Annotated in this window: 3 protein-coding genes; all 3 read right to left on the reverse strand. The window is 45.6% G+C overall.

All coding sequences use genetic code 11. From position 1 onward, the window contains the following. Positions 1 to 246: 246 nt before the first annotated feature. Complete coding sequence (locus IH879_20755; GenBank protein ID MCH7677360.1) at positions 247 to 1,923, reverse strand: cytochrome b N-terminal domain-containing protein; 1,677 nt, start codon at positions 1,921 to 1,923, stop codon at positions 247 to 249. A gap of 11 nt (positions 1,924 to 1,934) precedes the next feature. Continuing rightward, positions 1,935 to 2,435 carry a ubiquinol-cytochrome c reductase iron-sulfur subunit gene (locus IH879_20760; protein ID MCH7677361.1) on the reverse strand — a complete coding sequence of 167 codons (501 nt, stop codon included), beginning with the start codon at positions 2,433 to 2,435 and terminating at the stop codon, positions 1,935 to 1,937. A gap of 93 nt (positions 2,436 to 2,528) precedes the next feature. Further along, complete coding sequence (locus IH879_20765) at positions 2,529 to 3,695, reverse strand: c-type cytochrome (GenBank protein MCH7677362.1); 1,167 nt, start codon at positions 3,693 to 3,695, stop codon at positions 2,529 to 2,531. Positions 3,696 to 4,160: the final 465 nt, after the last annotated feature.

Consider the following 4,160-nt stretch of genomic DNA (forward strand, 5'->3'; position numbering starts at 1 on the left):
ACCAAATGTCATGATCTCCGACAATTTATTTATCTTCTAACTGCATAAGCAGTCATTTGTCATGATATCCGACTTCGTGCAGCTGTTTTATCATCCATAGGAAACGCTGGATACCTCTCACCTCCGCCTCAACATTATTAAAATTAAGAATACTAAACAAAAAGTCAACAATATCACATGAAAAATCAAGAATAATTGATATTTGATAATTCTTCTTAATCATACGTTTAGCAGGTTAACAAGACCTTATTTCAATCCCCGCAAATAAGCCACAATATCTTCCACCTCTTCATCTTCAAGTTGAAAATCTTTCATGGAAGTTCGCGGAATAATTCTGTTTGGAGCTTTGATCAGGTGAAACATATAGGACTCTAACAATTTTCTGCCGACTCTGGAAAGTTCAGGCGCAAGGTTTTGTCCTTCCTCTGCGATTTTGTGGCAGCCGAAGCAGCCGTACTCGAAGAAAAGGTCCTGTCCCGATTCCACCATTTCACTGTCCGCTTCAGCCCAGTCGAATTCAGGTTGTGGGAATTTGTCGTTCTGTAGATTGTTTTGAAGAAAAGCCGAAAGATTCGTCGCCTCTGCCAGAGTTAAATTAAAATCCGGCATGCGAATGATCGGCCGCTCATCTTTGCGCTGCCAGCGAATGCGGTGCGGGTTTCGCAGATAGTCGATGAGCCAGCCCTGCCGATATTTATTGCCGGCAAATTCCAGCCCCGGCGGTAAATTCTCGCCCTGCGAAACCGGGTCGTGGCATTTGCCGCATTTCAATTCGGTATAAAGCAACTGACCCAATTGTGGATTAACCGCAAAAGGTTTGTCGATTTCGCCTTCGACCGTTACAGTTTCCCTTTTTGCCGCCATAAGTTTCTTGGCCTCGCTGCCTTCATAGGCCCCCCAGGCTGTTAACGAGAGAATTGAAAAAATAAAAACACTTCCCAGGCTAACAGCAATCGGCCGTTTGGACAATCGCCGCTCGGGATTTTTATCCAGAAAAGGCAGCAAAATCATCAGAGTAATAAAAGCGCCCGGCAGAATAATCGCGCCAATGATTTCAAGTTTGCCTTCAAAAATTTTCAGGAGTTGGAATAGGCTGTAAAAATACCAATCGGGCCGGGGAATGTAACTCGTGTCATTTGGGTCGGCCTTCTCCTCAAGCGGGGCGCCAAATTGTGCGGCGAGCAGGACGATCACCCCGACAACCACAAAAGCAACCAAACTGTCGCGGAAAAGCTGCAGCGGGTAAAATCGATTCGGGTATTCGACCGGGTCGCCTTCTTTAAGTCCGGGCGGAGTTGAGCCGTGCAAGCGAATATAAAAAAGATGCACGCCGACCAGGAGAACAAGCAACAGCGGTAGGACAACAACGTGTAAAGAAAAGAAACGGGAAAGAGTCATCGTTCCCATTTCGCTGCCACCCTGCATTATTCTTGTGATCTGTTTTCCAATGACCGGAGTAATTCCGCCGATGTTAATGCCGACTTTGGTTGCAAAATAGGATTTCATATCCCAGGGCAGGAGATAACCGGTAAAAGCAAAACCCAGTACAATTAGCAGAAGAAGGACGCCGAATATCCAGGTCCATTGACGCGGCTTTTTATAAGCTCCGTAAAAAAAGGTGCGGGCAATGTGCAAAAAAATCAGAATCACCATGGCGCTCGCCGCGAAATAGTGCACCCCGCGAATGATACTGCCGAAGATGACCTGCTGCTCGATGTACCGCACACTTTCATAAGCAGCATTGGCATTCGGAGAATAATAAAATGACAGCAAGACACCCGTAATTATCTGCACCGCGATAAGCGCCAAAAGGGAAGAACCCAGAGTCTGCAGCCAGTTTACGCCTTTCGGCATGGGCTCTTGGAGAAAATTTTTAACGATAGCAAGCAGGCCGTTCGTGTTTTTGTCTGTGTTCGTTTTCATTATTTTTACTTTCAGCTTGGAAGTTGAATAAAAAGCTCACCGTTCTCGAGTCGGGTTTCTAACTTAGTCAACGGGCGTGGGGGCGGCCCGGAGAGAACTTTACCGGTTAAATCATAGCGGCCTTCGTGACAGGGGCAAACAAACTTTTCTTCGCCGGGCTGCCAGGCCACGTTGCAGCCCGTGTGGGTGCAAACCGCAGAAAGCACGCTTACTTGTTCTTGCTCCGTCCCGTCAGCGACGATCCAGACAAAGCCGCTTTTCTCAGCTAAAGTGTAATCCGTTTCAGAGATATATTTAAATATCGCTTTTTGCGGCACCGCTGACTTGAATTGTTCAATAGAACCTAATTTTACCCAGGTTTCTCCACGCTTTCGAAGCACTGGCGTCAAAAGAAAGCCGAGTCCGGGCACTGCGAGCAGCAGAGCGATGAGGCCGTTAAACATGCCAATTGCGAATTTCAAAAATCCGCGGCGGGGGATGTTTGCATCGATTAATTTTGCAGATTGAGCCATAGTAACCTCAGTGTTTGGGGATTAGAGTGTTAGAGTGTTAGAGTGTTAGAGTGTTAGTCCACTTGAACACCCTAACACCTGAACACGTTGTCTTTACTCCCTTCCTTTAAAACTACGAACAAATTTTACTGCCGCTTTTATTTCATCCTTGCTAAGTTTATTTTCAAAACTCGGCATTTGAGTCCCGACTCCTTCGGCAATAGATTTGAACAAATCGTCATCGCTTTTTTCATCCTGCCATTCGGTTTCGGTCCAGTCCGGGGTGTCGGCAGCTTCGCCGTAGCCCTCTTCTCCATGGCAGAAGACACATCCCAATTTCTCAAATAAAGGCGCAAAGTTGATTTCACGTTGAACCGGCAGTTTGACAAGTGCGGCCAGCTTGATTTGGGTCTCCTTTTTAATGCCATAAATTCTTGCTAGATAATCCCCGATCACATTCGCTTCCGTGTCGCTGATCCAACTGCGGTGGCGGTTGCTCATTCGGGTTACTAAAGTGCGCCACTCCTGCCGGGTGCGGCGCTGCGCAAATACCCGCTCGACATTATGGCACCTTGAACATTTAGTGTCGAGAAGTGTTTCGATTTGTACCGTAAGAATTTGTTCGGTGTGGTTTATATTTTGGCGTTCACTCAGGAAATAAACAATTTGATCGATTTGATTGGCCGCAATCCAGGTCGGGTCGCGCTGCACCATCCGGTTGACCGTGCCTTTCCAATCTTCGGGTGATTTAACCATAGTAAAAACGCGGGTGAGATCATGGCATTTGTTGCATTTCTGAATGACGAGTTGGCGACCAACATCAATATCGAGATAACTGGATTGTGGATCAAACGTGCTGACATATTTTGTTGTAGCACTCTTGATAAAATAATACCCTCCGGTGATAAAAACAAAGCAAAACGTCAAAACAAAAATCCCAATGCCGATCAACGGCACCACCGTATCGAACAACTTTGGATAAAAACGAACGATTAGAATTTTCACCAAAAGCATCGGTAAAATTGCGACCGCCAGAATCATGTGGATAAGCGACTTGGTGTCAAGGGGAGAGTTGGTTGCGGCGACTTTTTGGATCATAACATAGAGAAAAAAGACGTACATAGCAAGAAACAGATACCCGTTAACCCGGTGCATAATCGAAAGAAAGCGCGCGCTGAATTTTGATTTCTCCCGACCCACTACTTCAAGCATTAACCAAACTTGCACCCCGGCCAGAACGACGAAAACAATCCCGAGTGTAGATGTCCATTGAGGACTCATTTTTACCTCCTTGATTATTGGTCAGAATAATGATGAAATAAAACGATAGGATTTTAATGACTTGACGAAGAAGTAAAATTAATATAAAAATTGTCAGGTTGGAGTGCAATTAAAATATGGTGAGAGTATTAAAAATGCCCAGCGGCGCAGGCCTCTGGGCTGTCCCAAGAGGTGGAAAATTTAGTTGTAATGGGTGATTGACCGAAAACCCTAAATATAGCCGTCTTTGCGAGGCGTTCCTTCGACTTTGCTCAGGACAAGCTTTTGCCGAAGCAATCTCACGCCTGCCTAATCAGGAGATTGCTTCGCTGAGAAATCCCGAATGGTCGGGACAAAGACAATAAAAATTATGTTTCGTTCAATCACTAGTTAACCTGGTTAATTCATGAATTTCCATTTCAGTCAAAAAACTTCAATATTGTCATGCCCGAGTAGTCGGGCATCCATTACCTGCACTAAGTTGTT

The organism is candidate division KSB1 bacterium (assembly GCA_022562085.1).
Classification (GTDB): Bacteria; Zhuqueibacterota; Zhuqueibacteria; order Oceanimicrobiales; family Oceanimicrobiaceae; genus Oceanimicrobium.

Excerpts from the sequence above, each read along its gene's own strand:
- IH879_20755 (MCH7677360.1), bottom strand. The coding sequence starts at position 1,923 with ATGAAAACGAACACAGACAAAAACACGAACGGCCTGCTTGCTATCGTT.
- IH879_20765 (MCH7677362.1), bottom strand. The coding sequence starts at position 3,695 with ATGAGTCCTCAATGGACATCTACACTCGGGATTGTTTTCGTCGTTCTG.
- IH879_20760 (MCH7677361.1), bottom strand. The coding sequence starts at position 2,435 with ATGGCTCAATCTGCAAAATTAATCGATGCAAACATCCCCCGCCGCGGA.